The sequence below is a fragment of the Roseateles sp. genome (genome assembly GCF_039595295.1).
Lineage (GTDB): Bacteria > Pseudomonadota > Gammaproteobacteria > Burkholderiales > Burkholderiaceae_C > Roseateles.
In genome coordinates, this window is sequence record NZ_JBCNLU010000012.1 from 1 (window position 1) to 13,286 (window position 13,286).

Annotated in this window: 16 protein-coding genes and 1 other RNA gene; 8 read left to right on the forward strand and 9 right to left on the reverse strand. The window is 67.9% G+C overall.

All coding sequences use genetic code 11. The annotated features are described in order from the left end of the window. Positions 1 to 228: 228 nt before the first annotated feature. The 3 genes from ABDW59_RS11145 to ffs all read right to left on the reverse strand — a co-directional run bounded on the left by ABDW59_RS11145 (position 229) and on the right by ffs (position 1,648). Positions 229 to 804, reverse strand: coding sequence for a hypothetical protein (locus ABDW59_RS11145; protein ID WP_343629835.1), 576 nt, complete (start codon positions 802 to 804; stop codon positions 229 to 231). Positions 805 to 1,111: 307 nt separating this feature from the next. After that, positions 1,112 to 1,450 carry a DUF6538 domain-containing protein gene (locus ABDW59_RS11150; protein WP_343629836.1) on the reverse strand — a complete coding sequence of 113 codons (339 nt, stop codon included), beginning with the start codon at positions 1,448 to 1,450 and terminating at the stop codon, positions 1,112 to 1,114. A gap of 100 nt (positions 1,451 to 1,550) precedes the next feature. Beyond that, an RNA gene (gene ffs, locus ABDW59_RS11155) (signal recognition particle sRNA small type) lies at positions 1,551 to 1,648 on the reverse strand. Positions 1,649 to 1,936: 288 nt separating this feature from the next. On the opposite strand from ffs, the gene ABDW59_RS11160 reads away from it, so the two are divergent. Continuing rightward, the gene (locus tag ABDW59_RS11160; protein WP_343629838.1) at positions 1,937 to 2,359 is read left to right on the forward strand and encodes a hypothetical protein; all 423 of its coding nucleotides are present in this window, start codon (positions 1,937 to 1,939) and stop codon (positions 2,357 to 2,359) included. Positions 2,360 to 2,362: 3 nt separating this feature from the next. Further along, the gene (locus ABDW59_RS11165) at positions 2,363 to 3,268 is read left to right on the forward strand and encodes an alpha/beta hydrolase (RefSeq protein ID WP_343629840.1); all 906 of its coding nucleotides are present in this window, start codon (positions 2,363 to 2,365) and stop codon (positions 3,266 to 3,268) included. A gap of 20 nt (positions 3,269 to 3,288) precedes the next feature. Here the strand turns inward: ABDW59_RS11165 and ABDW59_RS11170 are convergent, their stop codons facing one another. Both ABDW59_RS11170 and ABDW59_RS11175 read right to left on the reverse strand, forming a co-directional pair. Beyond that, entirely contained in the window at positions 3,289 to 4,083 is a 795-nt protein-coding gene (locus tag ABDW59_RS11170) for a class I SAM-dependent methyltransferase (RefSeq protein WP_343629841.1), read from the reverse strand. A gap of 90 nt (positions 4,084 to 4,173) precedes the next feature. Beyond that, positions 4,174 to 4,551, reverse strand: a complete 378-nt coding sequence (locus tag ABDW59_RS11175; RefSeq protein ID WP_343629842.1) for a SirB2 family protein — start codon at positions 4,549 to 4,551, stop codon at positions 4,174 to 4,176. Positions 4,552 to 4,784: 233 nt separating this feature from the next. Between ABDW59_RS11175 and ABDW59_RS11180 the strand changes: the two genes are divergently transcribed. Then, positions 4,785 to 5,267: a hypothetical protein gene (locus ABDW59_RS11180; protein WP_343629843.1), complete on the forward strand. Its 483-nt coding sequence runs from the start codon at positions 4,785 to 4,787 to the stop codon at positions 5,265 to 5,267. Between the two features lie 9 nt (positions 5,268 to 5,276). Next, on the forward strand, positions 5,277 to 5,663 hold the full coding sequence (locus ABDW59_RS11185) for a hypothetical protein (protein ID WP_343629844.1): 387 nt from the start codon (positions 5,277 to 5,279) through the stop codon (positions 5,661 to 5,663). Positions 5,664 to 5,698: 35 nt separating this feature from the next. Here the strand turns inward: ABDW59_RS11185 and ABDW59_RS11190 are convergent, their stop codons facing one another. Continuing rightward, positions 5,699 to 6,610 carry a LysR family transcriptional regulator gene (locus ABDW59_RS11190; RefSeq protein WP_343629845.1) on the reverse strand — a complete coding sequence of 304 codons (912 nt, stop codon included), beginning with the start codon at positions 6,608 to 6,610 and terminating at the stop codon, positions 5,699 to 5,701. Between the two features lie 210 nt (positions 6,611 to 6,820). Here ABDW59_RS11190 and ABDW59_RS11195 point away from each other — a divergent pair, with 210 nt between their 5' ends. From ABDW59_RS11195 to nadB, 4 genes are all read left to right on the forward strand, one after another. Then, positions 6,821 to 8,248 (forward strand): aldehyde dehydrogenase family protein, encoded by a 1,428-nt coding sequence (locus ABDW59_RS11195; protein ID WP_343629847.1) that lies wholly within the window; start codon positions 6,821 to 6,823, stop codon positions 8,246 to 8,248. Positions 8,249 to 8,386: 138 nt separating this feature from the next. Beyond that, a complete protein-coding gene (locus tag ABDW59_RS11200) occupies positions 8,387 to 8,557 on the forward strand; it encodes a hypothetical protein (RefSeq protein WP_343629849.1) in 171 nt (56 codons plus the stop codon). Between the two features lie 164 nt (positions 8,558 to 8,721). Then, on the forward strand, positions 8,722 to 9,108 hold the full coding sequence (locus ABDW59_RS11205; protein ID WP_343629851.1) for a response regulator: 387 nt from the start codon (positions 8,722 to 8,724) through the stop codon (positions 9,106 to 9,108). 104 nt (positions 9,109 to 9,212) lie between these two features. Then, the gene (nadB, locus tag ABDW59_RS11210) at positions 9,213 to 10,835 is read left to right on the forward strand and encodes an L-aspartate oxidase (RefSeq protein WP_343629852.1); all 1,623 of its coding nucleotides are present in this window, start codon (positions 9,213 to 9,215) and stop codon (positions 10,833 to 10,835) included. A gap of 30 nt (positions 10,836 to 10,865) precedes the next feature. Here the strand turns inward: nadB and ABDW59_RS11215 are convergent, their stop codons facing one another. The 3 genes from ABDW59_RS11215 to ABDW59_RS11225 all read right to left on the reverse strand — a co-directional run bounded on the left by ABDW59_RS11215 (position 10,866) and on the right by ABDW59_RS11225 (position 13,227). Next, a complete protein-coding gene (locus ABDW59_RS11215; protein WP_343629853.1) occupies positions 10,866 to 11,153 on the reverse strand; it encodes a late competence development ComFB family protein in 288 nt (95 codons plus the stop codon). Between the two features lie 109 nt (positions 11,154 to 11,262). Beyond that, the gene (nadA, locus tag ABDW59_RS11220) at positions 11,263 to 12,378 is read right to left on the reverse strand and encodes a quinolinate synthase NadA (RefSeq protein WP_343629854.1); all 1,116 of its coding nucleotides are present in this window, start codon (positions 12,376 to 12,378) and stop codon (positions 11,263 to 11,265) included. Between the two features lie 36 nt (positions 12,379 to 12,414). Beyond that, positions 12,415 to 13,227: a helix-turn-helix transcriptional regulator gene (locus ABDW59_RS11225; RefSeq protein ID WP_343629855.1), complete on the reverse strand. Its 813-nt coding sequence runs from the start codon at positions 13,225 to 13,227 to the stop codon at positions 12,415 to 12,417. Positions 13,228 to 13,286 lie beyond the last annotated feature (59 nt).

The following is a 13,286-nucleotide window of genomic DNA, read 5'->3' on the forward strand; positions in this document are numbered from 1 at the left end:
TTGTTTCCCGCGGATGAAGCGGCGCGGGAATCTGCTGCCTGACGCGGTCGGCATTCACCGGGGCCAGAAAGCAAAAAACCGCCTCCCGGCGGTTCTTCACTTGAATGAGGTTGACGAGCCTTACCCTCCCCGGTGAACGGCGAGAACCCAGTGTTCATCGGGGTTCTGGCCGATGAGGTGGACGTGTCGGTACACAGTCCGAGTCCGCAGCGCCGATGGTATCAGCAATTAACTGTGACGAGCGAGTTCGTATTGAATGCTCAGCATCAACTCGTCAAGGACCGCTTGTTGAAGCGCGAACCATGGCTCTTTGATTTGCGTCAAACGGCGCCCTTCCAGATCTTGATCGAGATAACGCGCCAGCTCCGCTTGGACGGTCGGATTTAACTCCAGGTGCAAATCATTGTTGCGATATACCCTAATTCGCTGAAGAGCTTCCCAAAGGTTCGGGTACGTCGATTTGATCGTTGTCCAGAAATAGTTGCTCAATCCAGCAGTCTTAGCGTATCGATCGATGGATTCTACAAAACACCGTTGGCAGATATTTATGAAGGCAACAAATGTATCAATATTGATAGCCGGTTGAATGGCGACGAATCGTTCCGCTTCTGGGAAATCTCCATTTCCAAAAAGCAGTGGCAAACTCAACTTTTCCACTTCCTTCGCAAGTACACGAAGCTCTCGGCAAATAGTCTGACAGCGCCTCTGAACCCATTCGCTGCGGGACGACTCCGGAACCAATTTCCTTATCAATTGTCGCTTCTCCCGACGCGCAAGCTCGCGACCAATATATTCGCCAACCACAGGAATCTCGAATCGTGGACGGCGATGACCGTGCGGCTTTTGATCGTGACATCGCGCGAACATTGGGAGAGATCAGTGTGGAGGTGGACCGAGGAAAACGTGCGCCTCAGGCGCCCGTGCCACCGCTAGATCCGACACCTCTTCCAACGTCGTCTGCACCCACTGGGCGGATCGCAATAGCCGTTGCGTTGATTGGTGTCGTCGGCGTTCTAGGCGCTGCAGTCATCAACGGGTCTGTCAGTAAATTCGTGTGTGAGGCATAGCATGTCGATAAGGAGCATGAATGCCACGCAAGACGAAGACGAATTCAGGTGCAGACAAGGCAGCGCATGCGAGCCGCGCGCGTAAGGTCGCACGCTTCCTTGATCAACGCAGCAGTGAGCTTCACCGGCACGGGTGCTTGCTTGCTCGCCTCGCGAGCCTCGCGCTGGCGCTTGAAGCGGTCCATCCACTCTGCCCGAAGGCCTGCGGCCTTGGTGTTGGCGTCGCGGAGGTCGGCGGTCTCAAGGGAGCAGCGATGTGCCCACTGGCCCGCGTAGAGGTGCTTGAGGTCGCTTGGGACTTTGATGCCCCAGTGCCAGGACGTGCTACCGGGCCGCTTTTGGACCCCCGTGGCTCGCTTCATGTCTTCGCTCACTTTCGTCATGAGCGGACCCTGAAGTTACACACCATCGGTACACAGTCGGATGCTTGGAACCCCGATAAACACTGGGATCCCGCATGAACACTGGGGAAAAGGAAAGAAGGTTGACGAGCCTTACCCTCGGCACTGGTCACAACGGTTAGGGCTGCTTGGTTCCCCACCTGACCCGGTTGGCCGCGCTTCCATGCGAGGAGGCCCGTCAGCGGACGATTCTAGCCGAGCTTTCGAGGCCCTCCGGACGAGACCGCCCCGACCGTGCTCCACCGCACATCTCACGCGCGAACACCGCCCGCCTGGCGTGGACTGCTCCAGCACCCCTGTGGTTAAATCCGCTCCGGCCTTCGACGGGACCAGCTCCCACCCGACAGCGCCATCGCCGATTTACCAACTACTTGCGGGCGATCAACAAATGCGGCTAAAGCGTTGCGGCTCCGACTGCCCCCGGGCCGGCAAACGCCGGTGATCTCTGTGGGCTCTCGGAGTTTTTTCATGTCCGCTCGTCTCGCTCAGTTCGACTCGCTGCTCTCGCGCCGTCGTCTCGCTCGCGCTTCCACCGCGGCCGCTCCCGTCGCCCACGTCTTGCGCGACCCCTGGGGCGAGCCCGTCGCCGAGTTCTCTCGCTTCCCCTCCGACATCGAGCTGATCAAGGCCGCCCATCGCGTCCACGGCGACGACTGGATCGGCGTCCTCGCCGACGAGGCGCAAGCCGACAAGCTCAACGCGCCCTGGCGCCTCGCGCTGCTGCGCGCCGATCGCCACGGTCAGGCGCGCGTGTCCCGCGAGGTCGGCCCGCAGTGGCTGGGCAAGGCGCAGCCTGGCCGACCCGGCGCACGTCCCGCCGAACTCCGCCGCGCGCTGTGCGCCGCCGCCGTCCGCCAGCTCTGGCAATCCGGCTGGAAGCTGGTCGGCTGATCGATGCGGCGAGCGGTACGCTTTCTGGCGGCGCTCGCCGTGCTCGTCGCGGCGGCTTTCGCGATCCTCTGGTTCTCCGCGAAGCAACTCGCCGCGCCCGCCTTCCGCGACATCGGCCTCCCGCCCGCCGCCCTCCAGGCACGCCAGATCGAGCTGCTCACCGCCGATGACGTCCATGTCTCCGGCTGGTGGAGCCCGGGCCGTCCCGGCCAAGGCGCCGTGCTTCTGCTGCACGGTCTGCGCAGCGATCGCCGCCAGATGCTGCAGCGCGAGCTGTGGCTGCATCGGCAGGGCCGCGGCACGCTGCTGATCGACCTCCCCAGCCACGGCGAGAGCGGCGGCGCCGCCATCACCTTCGGCCTGCGTGAATCGGAAGCCGTCATCGCCGCCCTGGACTTCATCGATCGCCACGCCCCTTGCGAGCGACGCGCCGTCATCGGCGTGTCGCTGGGCGCGGCCTCGACGGTGCTGGCCAAGGACCGACCGCCGCTGGACGCCGTCGTCCTCGAGTCCATGTACCCGACCATCGACGAGGCGGTCTCGGACCGCCTCAAGCTGCATCTGGGCGAATGGGGCGGGGCGCTCGCGCCGCTGTTGCTGGCGCAGTTCCCGATGCAGCTGGGCATCGCCACGCAGCAGCTGCGGCCTATTGATCGCGTCGCCGATCTGCACGCGCCGCTGCTGATGATCTCCGGCGCCAACGACCGGCACACCACCGCCGCCGAGACGCGGCGCATCTTCGACGCCGCGCTCGAGCCCAAGTCGCTGTGGCTGGTCCCGGGCGCCGCGCACGTGGACCTGTCGAGCTACGCCCCGGAGGACTACGCGATGCGCGTGTCCGCCTTCCTGGCGAGTCGGCTCACCGGCATGCGCTGCGCCGTGTCGCGCGCGCCGGCTTACATCCCGTGATCAGCGCGCGATTGACGTGATCACGCGGCGCCGAGCCGCTCCGCCAGCCAGGCCTCGGTCGCGTAAGGGAAGGCGATGGTCTCGGCTCGCAGCTCGGGGAAGCGATCCCGCAGCGCGCGCAACCGTTGCTCGATCGAGCGCTGCTCGGCCTGCGGCAGCGCCGCGATGAAGCTCACCGACAGGATGCGGTCGATGACCACCTGATCGAAGCTGCCCACATGGCTGTGCGGGAACACCGTCCGCGTCAGCGGCCCGAACAGCGTCTGATCCTCGAAGGGCCGCTTCCACTTGCCCGTGTAGAAGCGCGGCGCGTCGCCCTCGTAGGGCGTGATGATCTCGGTGATCGCGGCGACCCAGTCGTGCGACTCGTCCCGCACGTTCCAGACCAGCCCCAGCCGCCCGCCGGGTCGCAGCACGCGGTGCATCTCGACGAGCGCCTGGGCGTTGGCGAACCAGTGGAAGGCCTGCGCACAGATCACGAGGTCGACGGACTCGTCCGCCAGCGGGATCGCCTCGGCGGAGCCGGCGAGGGCGCTCACGCCGGGAAGACTCTCCGAGAGCCGCGCCCGCATCGCGTCGACCGGCTCCACGGCCGTCACCGCCGCGCCGGTGCACGCCAGCAGCTTGGTGAACTTGCCGGTCCCCGCGCCCAGGTCCACGACGCGCGATCCCGCCGTCACGCCCAGCGTGCCGCTCATCCAGGCGGTGAGCGCCTCGGGGTACTCGGGGCGGCCGCGCTGGTAGTTGTCGGAAGCGCTGGTGTAGCCGCGCTGGGCGGCCTCGTGGATGGGCTTGGAGGAGAAGGGCGAGGTCATCGGGCGATGCTACGCCCGTCCTCCGCGGATGGCGTCAAGACCGCGTCGCGAGTCGCGTCGTGGCTCGCGAGGCGGTCGCGCGGCGTGGGCTCAGAACCCGAGCAAGACCTGGCGCGTCACCGACACCGCCGCCACGTAGCCCAGCGCGAGGAGCGCCAGCAGATAGCCGATGACGCGGAACTCTCCGCGGCCCAGCGCCCAATGGCCGATCGCGAAGTAGAGCCCGAGCGCGATGAACTTGGCCGTCATCCAGGGCTCGTAGCGCGGGTCGTGGTGGAGCGCGCCCCACAGGCAGATGCCCGACACGACGATCAGCAGATGGCTGCTGAAGACCAGCGTGCGCAGGCGCTCGTCCATCACCCATTGCGCGCCGAACTGATGGGCGAGCCCTCGGGCGACGAAGAGCCCCACGCTGCACCACGCGAGCAGCGCATGCATCTGCACCATCGGGCCGTAGAACCAGTCCATGACGGGGGAGCTTCGTCACCCGCGCGGGGGATGTCAATCGGGGGAATGGGGGGCGAGGCTGCGGGGCAGGGGTGGAATCCCCCTTCGGATGGCCCTCCGCGACTCCCCCGCCGACCACAGCTTTGAGTCATGGCAGACGAGGCACGAATTTCGAGAATGGGCGCCTTGCATCGACGGGGTGTCGGTGAGCGAAAGGGGTCCAGATGTTGAAGAGAGTCGACGAGAGCAAGACGTTGAGCCCGGTCTTGCAGGGTGCGATGGCGGCGGACTGGGAGACTGCGGCGCCGGTGTGGGTGCACAGCAAATCGCAGGCGCCGTATCTTTTCAATGCCTGCAACTCGCTCTGCTCGCCGGCGGAGTGGCCCTACAACCTGGAGGTCCTGCGGGGCACCGAGGACTATGACGACATCATCGATTGGTTCGTCGGCCGGAAGCCGGTGCTGAGCCGCGAGGCATGGGAGCGCTTCGACGCGCATCTGGCCGAGTTCTTCAAAGGACGCCAGATCAGCATCCGCGCTTCTGAAGACCCGGAGTTCGAGAACCCGAAGCTGGTCTTCCGCGTCTGGGGATTCACGCACGAGGAAGTTCTCGAAGGCGCCGACAACGATCGGTTCTACGAGTCGGTGTGGGCGATCCCGCATCTGGATGCGATGTGGCCGTGCTACTTGGTCTACTCGCGCTCCGGGCCCTTCGAGGATCGTCATCTGATCAAGTGAGCAGACATCATGACCGCATTCGATCCCGGAGACTTCCTGGCCGTTGCTCGGCGGCTGTTGCAGGAGCGCGATGAAGCCAGTGCTCGGAGCTCCGCTTCCCGCGCCTACTACGGCGTCTTTCTGATCGCGAGGCGTCTCGCGGGTTTGAGAAACAGAAGCTCGGAGGTCCACCGGCTGACCGCCGAGTACTTCCTCAAGCAGGGCGACCGCTCCATCGCCATGGAGCTCGAATCCCTTCGCCACCGTCGAAACGACGCCGACTACGAGATCGATTGGCAATTCAGCCGTCGCGACTCCGAAGCGATCTTGCGACGGTCGCTTCAATTGCAGGAGGCGCTCAGGGCAGCGGCGGGCCGGGCCAAATATCGAGGACTCAACGCCGAGAGCAATAGGTGAGGGGACTTGGGGGGGACTTCACTCGGTCAACGCATTCAGCCAGCCTTGGTCTCATGAATCAACTCAATCAACGCCCTCAAGCCCGCCGGGACATGCCGATGCCCGGAGTAGTACAGGCATAGCGCCGGCAAGGGCGCGGCCCAGTCGTCGAGCACCCGGACCAGCCGACCGGCCGCCACGTCGGCTTCGACGTACCACTGCGCCACCTGCGCGAGCCCCAGTCCCGCCCGCGCACCCTCCAGCATCAGCAGCGCCGAGTCCAGCACCATCGGCCCCGGCACGTCCACCGAGACCGACGACGCGCTCTTGGCGCGCTTGCTCTTCAGGAACTCCCAGGGCGAGGGCAGCCCGCTGGGCATGCGCGCCCGCAGGCAGGCGTGATGCGCCAGATCCGCCGGCTTGAGCGGCGTTCCGTGGCGCTCGAAGTAGTCCGGTGTCCCGACCACCGTCAGCCGCAGCGGCCGGCCGATCTGCACGCGGATCATGTCGCGCGGCACCTGCGTCGCGAGCCGCAGTCCCGCATCGAAGCCGTCCGCGACGATGTCCACCATCCGGCCCTCGGTCACGATGTCCAGCGTCACGCCAGGATGGCGGCGTAGGAACTCCGCCAGCACCGGCTGGAACACCATCAGCGCCGCGCCCAGCGAGCTGTTGATCCGCAACGTCCCGCTCGGCGGACCCGCGCGGTCGCCGGCCGCCGCGACCGCCTCCTGGATCTGCGTCACCGCCGGCGCGATGCGGTCGACGAAGGCGCGGCCCGCTTCGGTCAGCGACACGCTGCGCGTCGTGCGATGGAACAGCCGCACGCCCATGCGCGCTTCCAGCCCCGCCACTGCATTGCTCACCGCGGAGGTCGACATCTCCAGCTCCACCGCCGCTGGCCGGAACCCCTGCCGCCGCGCGACGGCGAGCACCACTTCGAACTCGGTCAGGCTGTCCTTCTGCATGGCGGGCCTCGTTGCTGCGTGTTGTTGACGCGTTTCGCTGATCGGAACGGACGCCATCCTACCGTTTCGATTTTCGGGACGACGCATCTACCTTTGTATGGCTTATCGCGCGAGCGCCGGCTTCCTACATTGGCGACACCGGCCGAGCGGCATTCCCGCTGACATCGGCCCTCAACCCTCCCGGCGCGGCCGGTGCAAAGGAAGCGAATCATGTGGAATGTCGACCAGAGCTACATCGACGGCCGTTTCGTCCCCACCGTGGGCGAGGAGGTCGTCGACATCGTCAGCCCCGCCACCGAGGAAGTCATCGGCCGCGCACGGCTCGCCGACCGTGAGGACGCGCGCCGCGCCATCGCCGCCGCCAAGCAGGCCCAGCCCGGCTTCGGCAAGACGACCAAGGCCGAGCGCATCGCGCTGCTCGAGCGTCTGCAGGTGTCCATGCTGGCCCATGCCGACGAGATCCGCGACGCGACCATCCAGGAGTACGGCGGCCCGGTCGCCCGCTCGCAGTGGGTGGCCAACTTCGCCGCGCAATGCTTCGGCGACGCCGCGCGCTTGCTGCCCACCTATGCCTTCGAGCGGCCGGCCGGATTGGACGGCGTCTCCACGCTGCTGATGGAACCGGTCGGCGTGAGCGGCCTCTTCGCGCCCTGGAACGCGACCGCCGGCACCATGGCCAGCAAGCTGTCCGCCGCGATCGCCGCCGGCTGCGCCAGCGTCATCAAGCCCAGCGAGCTCAGCCCGCTGCAGGCCGAGGTCTTCACCCGCGCGCTGCACCAGGCCGACCTGCCGCCCGGGATCGTCAACGTGATCACCGGGCGCGGCATCGACGCCGGTGCGGAGCTGGGCACGCATCCGGACGTGGCGAAGCTCTCCTTCACGGGCTCGACGCCCACCGGCAAGCTGATCGCGCGCGCCGCGGTGGACACGATGAAGCGGGTGAGCCTGGCGCTGACCGGCAAATCGGCCTCGCTGGTGCTGGACGACGCGGACCTCTCATCGGCGATCCCGCTGGCCATCGGCACGGCCTTCATGAACAGCGGCCAGGCCTGCGTCGCCGGCACGCGGCTGCTGGTCCCGCGCGCCCGGATGGGCGAGGCGATCGAGCGAGTGAAGGCCGCCGTCGAGGCGCTGCGCGTCGGCGATCCGGCCGATCCGGCGACCATGATCGGGCCCATGGTCGGCCGCGCGCAGTTCGACCGCATCCAGCACTTCATCCGTCGCGGCATCGAGCAGGGCGCGACCCTGATCGCCGGCGGCGAGGGCCGCCCTCAAGGCTTGAGCCGCGGCTGGTTCGTGCGGCCCACCGTCTTCGCCGACGTCCGCAACGACATGGACATCGCCCGCGAGGAAATCTTCGGCCCGGTGCTGTCGATCATCGCGGTCGACTCGGAGGACGAGGCCGTCGCGATCGCCAACGACTCGCCCTACGGACTGCAGGCCTACGTGTTCTCGACCGACAGCTTCCGCGCCACCCGCGTGGCCGCGCGCTTGCAGGCGGGCACGGTGCTGATCAACCGCGTCGCGCCGGATCTGCTGGCGCCGTTCGGCGGCGTCAAGCAGTCGGGGCAAGGGCGCGAGTTCGGTATCGCGGGCCTGGAGGCCTTCCTCGAACCCAAGACCGTCACGCGCGGTTGATCGAGCAGGAGGATGGGCGTCGCCGCTGTCCGCGGCGGCGTCGTCAAAGCCGAAGCGCCGGGCTCGAAAGTCGACCTTGGCCGGGCGCCGCGTGACACCCACACTGCGGCCATTCGTCAATCGGATCGAGGAACGACCGTGGAATGGCTCAGCACGCCGGTGATCGCCGGACTCCTGTTCACCGCGACTTTGGCCGCCGTGGCCCTGATGGCCTGGAAGGGCGACAGCGAGCGACGCGACGTCACCTTCCTGGCCTCCGCTGCCGGCGTGGGCGGCGTGTGCACGGCCGCCGCGGCCGTGCTGCTCTGAGGCTCGCACGACGCGTCGTCGCACAGGCGGGCATGGCAGGCCCGGCGTGGGGCGGTTGATACGCCCCGTTGCCATCTCGACATCCCTGGCGTCGACGAGTGATTGCCTCGCGCGCCAGAATGCCTCGTCGCCGGCGGGGGCCGGTCAGGTGAGGAGGGACGAGCATGCGGGTCTTGCTCGTGGAGGATTCGGAGTTCATTCGCCAGCAGTTCCTGCGGCTGTTCGACGAGCTCAAGTTCGTGACCGTCGTCGGTTATGCGGACCGCGAGGATGACGCGGTCGCCGCGATCGCGGCCTTGAAGCCGGACGTGGTGCTGGTGGATCTCAATCTGCAGGGCGGCTCCGGCATGCATGTGTTGAGCCGCGCGCGCGGCGAGGGCTACACCGGCAAGCTGTTCGTGCTCAGCAGCCGCGACCCGGACTTCTATCGCGCGCTGTGCGAGCGCCACGGCGCTGACGGCTTCTACGACAAGGCTCATGAACAGGGGCAACTGATCGAGGCCTTGAAGGCGCTCGCGGCCGATGCGCCACCCGTCCCGCCGCCCGCCTGATGCGCGGGGCGACCGCATGGAACCCGTTCGGAACCGAGCGCTTCACGTCCGTCCTTAGAATCGCCACTTCCAAGCGATGACGCCTCGATGACGAGGCGATGACGATGACAGCAGCTGTGCGGACCGCTACGAGCCCTTCCACCGGGGCCCCGGTCGTGATCGTGGGTGCCGGCCTGGCCGGATTGACCGTGGCCTTGCATCTGGCCGAGCAGGTGCCGGTCATCGTGCTGGCCAAGCGCGAGCTGCACGAGGCCGCCACCGCCTGGGCGCAGGGCGGCATCGTGGGCGTGCTGGGGTCTGACGACAGCATCGAGAGCCATGTGCGCGACACGCAGGACGCCGGCGCCGGGCTGGTCGACGAGATCGCCGCCCGCTTCATCGCCGAGCGCAGCGCCGACGCGGTGGGCTGGCTGGTCGATCAGGGCGTCCCGTTCACGCCGGACGAGCAGGGCCCGCTGGGCCTGCACCTGACGCGCGAGGGCGGCCATGCGGTGCGCCGCATCGCCCATGCGGCCGACGCCACCGGCAAGGCCATCCATGACGCGCTGCTGACCAAGGCCCAGGCGCATCCCAACATCGAGCTGCGCGAGCGCTGGATGGCGCTGGATCTGATCACCTCGCGCCATGTGCAGCGCCACGAGCAGTCGCGCTGCTACGGCCTGTACGCGCTGGACATGGACGCGGGCCGGGTCGAGACCATCGCCGCGCGCGCGGTCGTGATGGCCACCGGCGGCGCGGGCAAGGTCTATCGCTACACGACCAATCCGGACACCTCCACCGGCGACGGCATCGCCATGGCTTGGCGCGCGGGCTGCCGCATCGCCAACATGGAGTTCATCCAGTTCCACCCCACCTGCCTGTACCACCCGCAGGAGCGCAGCTTCCTGATCACCGAGGCGCTGCGCGGCGAGGGCGGTCATCTGAAGCTGCCGGACGGCACGCGCTTCATGGCCGCGCACGACGAGCGCATGGAGCTGGCCCCGCGTGATGTCGTCGCCCGCGCGATCGACTTCGAGATGAAGAAGCACGGCCTGGACCACGTCTGGCTGGACGCGACGCACCTGGGCGAGGACTTCCTGAAGGAGCACTTCCCGACCGTGCACGCGCGTTGCCTGGCGCTGGGCATCGACATCGCGCGCCAGCCGATCCCGGTCGTGCCTGCCGTGCATTTCACCTGCGGCGGCGTGGTGTCGGACCTGCATGGCCGCGCCGATCTGCCGGGCCTCTACACGGTGGGCGAGACGGCCTACTCGGGCTTGCACGGCGCCAACCGGCTGGCGAGCAACTCGCTGCTGGAATGCGTGGTGCTGGGCCGCACCTGCGCCACCGACATCCTGTCGCAGCCGACGCAGGACGCGGCGCCGCTGCCGGGCTGGGACGAGAGCCAGGTCGAGGACGCGGACGAGCAGGTCGTCATCGCCCACAACTGGGACGAGCTGCGTCTGCTGATGTGGAACTACGTCGGCATCGTGCGCACGACCAAGCGGCTGCAGCGCGCGCTGCACCGCATCGACCTGCTGCGCGCCGAGATCGACGACTACTACGCCAACTTCCGCGTCAGCCGCGACCTGCTGGAGCTGCGCAACCTGGTCGATTGCGCGGAGCTGATCGTGCGCTCGGCGCTGCTGCGGCACGAGAGCCGCGGGCTGCATTACAGCCGCGACTATCCGCGGACGCTGCCGGCCAGCCTGCCGACGGTGCTGGTGCGCAACGGCGATACCCGCTGACCCGCTGAGCGCGGGACGCTTCGGCGTCCCTCAGCGCTGCTTGGAGCGCAGCACGCTGCGGGCCTGCACGAAGTTGAAGGCGTAACCGACCGCTTCCTTGATCGCGGCGTCGACGTCCAGCCGCTCCTGCTCGGTCAGGTAGAACGAGTAGTCCACCGCATGCCGGATGTAGCGCGGCGGCAGGCGGTTGAGCGCGACACAGGCCACGTCGGCCAGCAGCTCGGAGTCGCGATGGATCTCGGGAAACTGCGGGGCGGTGTCCATGACCGCGGCGAAGACTTCGCGTTCGTGATGGTTGTAGAGCGAGGTGAAGTCCATGGCGCGTCGTCCTGCGGATGTCGGGGAATGGGGCACAGCATAGGCCCCGGGACGCGCAAATGAGAAGCCCCCGCGAACACTCGTTCACGCGGGGGCGGAGGGTGGGGATTCAGGCCGCGCCGATGCCCGGCACCATCGAGCCGGCGGCCTGGCCGGCTTTCTTCGCCTTGAGCGCCGCGGTGAAGTCCAGCATGCGCTCGATGCACGACAGCGCCTTGGCGCGGGTCGGCTCCTCGACGAGGATCTCGCCCGTGCCGCGCTCCAGGCAATCGACGATGCCTTGCAGGCCGTTCATCGCCATCCATGGGCAGTGCGCGCAGCTCTTGCAGCTGGCGCTGTTGCCGGCGGTGGGGGCCTCGATCAGCACCTTGCCCGGCGCGAGCTGTCGCATCGCATGCAGGATGCCCTTGTCGGTGGCGACGACGTATTCACGCGCCTTGCCCTCGACCACCGCCTTGATCAGCGCCGAGGTCGAGCCCACCACGTCCGCCTGCGCCACGACCGAGGCCGGCGATTCCGGATGGACCAGGATCATCGCGTCGGGATGCTCGTTGCGCAGCAGCTCCAGCTCCAGGCCCTTGAACTCGTCGTGGACGATGCAGGCGCCGTTCCACATCAGCATGTCGGCGCCGGTCTGCTCCTGGATGTAGCGGCCCAGGTGGCGGTCGGGCGCCCACAGGATCTTCTCGCCGCGGGCCTTGAGCTCGGACACGATCTCCAGCGCGCAGGAACTCGTCACCATCCAGTCCGCGCGCGCCTTCACCGCCGCGCTGGTGTTGGCGTAGACGACCACGGTGCGATCGGGATTCGCGTCGCAGAAGGCGTTGAAGTCCTCGGCCGGGCAGCCCAGGTCCAGCGAGCAGGTCGCGTCCAGATCGGGCATCAGCACGCGCTTCTCGGGGCTGAGGATCTTGGCGCTCTCGCCCATGAACTTCACGCCGGCGACGACCAGGGTCTGCGCCGCGTGATCGCGCCCGAAGCGCGCCATCTCCAGCGAGTCCGACACGATGCCGCCGGTCTCCTGGGCCAGGTCCTGCAAGTCGCCGTCGACGTAGTAATGGGCGACCAGCACGGCCCCCTTGGCCTTGAGCAGCTCGGCGGCGCGGGCCTTCAGTTGGTGGCGCTGGGCGGCGGTCAGCGGCGCCGGCACCTTGGCCCAGGCATGGGCGGTGCAGGTGGCGCCTTCCGCGTCCTGGCGGTCGAAGTCGTAGAGAACCTGGTCCATAGGGGCGGGATTGTAGGGAGGCGGGCAGGGGCGCTTTCAGCCCTGGCCGAAAAACCGGCTCGGCGGCATGCCCACCGTGCGGGTGACCATGGCGGTGAAGGCGCTGGCGCTGGCATAGCCCAGCTCGGCGGCGATCAGCTGCATGGGCTTCTTCTGCGCCGCCAGCCGCAGCGCCTCGGCCAGCAGCGCCTGCTGCCGCCATTGGGCATAGCTGCTGCCCAGCTCCTGCCGGAACAGCCGCGACACGGTGCGCGCGCTGGCGCCGACCTCGGCCGCCCAGTCGTCCAGGGTGGCGTGACGCATGGGCTCGGCCAGCACCGCCTCGCAGAGCCGGCGCAGCCGCTTGTCCGCCGGCAGCGCCACGCCCAGCTGCAGGCTGCGGGCGCGGTGGATCTCGTCCAGGATGAGCTTGCCGATCCAGACCTCGCGATCGGAGACCGGGTCGCCGGGCTCGATCTCGTCGCGGGCCAGCTGCACGACCAGCTCGCGCAGCAGCGGCGAGACCTCCAGCACCCGGTTCTCATGCCAGATCTCGGCATCGTCGGGCGGCGTCAGCAGGTAGAGGGTGCGCAGCTCGCAGCGCTCCACCGCGGTGACGGCGTGCACCACGCCGGCGGGGATCCACACGGCGCGCGAGGGCGGCACCAGGAAGGTCGCCCGATCGGTGCTCACCCGCACGACGCCGGACACCGAGAACACCAGCTGGCCCCAGACGTGGAAGTGGGCCTGGATGTCCATGTCGCCGGCCATGCTGCGGGACTTGGCGCGCACCGGCCGCTGCGCGCTGGGGGCGAAGCGGCGCGGATCCAGCGGCGGCACGCTGGCACGTGAGGCGGGTGGGCGGGTCATGGCTGAAACTCGACAGAAGTTGTCCGGCTATCGTAATTCCGTCGCGGCGGCCCTGTCAC

Bases quoted from the DNA above. Each gene is read 5' to 3' on its own strand.
- ABDW59_RS11205 (WP_343629851.1), top strand. From the start codon at position 8,722: ATGCGGGTCTTGCTCGTGGAGGATTCGGAGTTCATTCGCCAGCAGTTC.
- ABDW59_RS11190 (WP_343629845.1), bottom strand. From the start codon at position 6,610: ATGCAGAAGGACAGCCTGACCGAGTTCGAAGTGGTGCTCGCCGTCGCG.
- ABDW59_RS11225 (WP_343629855.1), bottom strand. From the start codon at position 13,227: ATGACCCGCCCACCCGCCTCACGTGCCAGCGTGCCGCCGCTGGATCCG.
- ABDW59_RS11215 (WP_343629853.1), bottom strand. From the start codon at position 11,153: ATGGACTTCACCTCGCTCTACAACCATCACGAACGCGAAGTCTTCGCC.
- ABDW59_RS11175 (WP_343629842.1), bottom strand. From the start codon at position 4,551: ATGGACTGGTTCTACGGCCCGATGGTGCAGATGCATGCGCTGCTCGCG.
- ABDW59_RS11150 (WP_343629836.1), bottom strand. From the start codon at position 1,450: ATGACGAAAGTGAGCGAAGACATGAAGCGAGCCACGGGGGTCCAAAAG.
- nadA (WP_343629854.1), bottom strand. From the start codon at position 12,378: ATGGACCAGGTTCTCTACGACTTCGACCGCCAGGACGCGGAAGGCGCC.
- ABDW59_RS11195 (WP_343629847.1), top strand. From the start codon at position 6,821: ATGTGGAATGTCGACCAGAGCTACATCGACGGCCGTTTCGTCCCCACC.
- ABDW59_RS11170 (WP_343629841.1), bottom strand. From the start codon at position 4,083: ATGACCTCGCCCTTCTCCTCCAAGCCCATCCACGAGGCCGCCCAGCGC.
- ABDW59_RS11165 (WP_343629840.1), top strand. From the start codon at position 2,363: ATGCGGCGAGCGGTACGCTTTCTGGCGGCGCTCGCCGTGCTCGTCGCG.
- nadB (WP_343629852.1), top strand. From the start codon at position 9,213: ATGACAGCAGCTGTGCGGACCGCTACGAGCCCTTCCACCGGGGCCCCG.
- ABDW59_RS11160 (WP_343629838.1), top strand. From the start codon at position 1,937: ATGTCCGCTCGTCTCGCTCAGTTCGACTCGCTGCTCTCGCGCCGTCGT.
- ABDW59_RS11185 (WP_343629844.1), top strand. From the start codon at position 5,277: ATGACCGCATTCGATCCCGGAGACTTCCTGGCCGTTGCTCGGCGGCTG.